General features: G+C 67.3%; 1 protein-coding gene. It reads left to right on the top strand.

Features of this window, described 5'->3' with window-relative positions; genetic code table 11:
- The coding region (locus tag EN807_RS32570; protein ID WP_135937934.1) for an aldehyde dehydrogenase family protein at positions 1-468 on the top strand (468 nt) is incomplete at both ends.

Raw genomic sequence — 468 nt, 5'->3', positions numbered from 1 at the left:
CCGGAGATCGCCTCGCTGACGCTGCTGCGACTGGCCGAACTGGCAGCGGAGGCCGGACTGCCCCCCGGCGTGCTCAACGTCGTCACCGGACGTGGCGCGGTCACCGGCGAGGCGCTTGGCCTGCACATGGATGTCGACGCCATCGCCTTCACCGGCTCGGGACCGGTCGGCCGTCGCTTGCTCGACTATTCCTCCCGCTCCAATCTGAAGCGCGTCTTCCTCGAACTCGGCGGCAAGTCGCCCAACATCGTCTTTGCCGACGCGCCGGATCTCAGCCAAGCGGCGGTGGTTTCGGCCAATGGCATCTTCCGCAATTCCGGCCAGGTCTGCGTCGCCGGCTCGCGCCTCCTGGTGCAGGAAGGCATTGCCGAGGCTTTCATCGCCAAGGTCAAGGTCAGGATGAGCCGGCTGCGCGTCGGCAGCCCGCTCGACAAGAACACCGATATCGGCCCGCTGGTCGATCGCACC

Origin of the sequence: Mesorhizobium sp. M5C.F.Ca.ET.164.01.1.1 (genome assembly GCF_004792125.1) — a bacterium.
Lineage (GTDB): Bacteria > Pseudomonadota > Alphaproteobacteria > Rhizobiales > Rhizobiaceae > Mesorhizobium > Mesorhizobium wenxiniae.
This window is presented reverse-complemented; position numbering and strand designations above follow the sequence as displayed.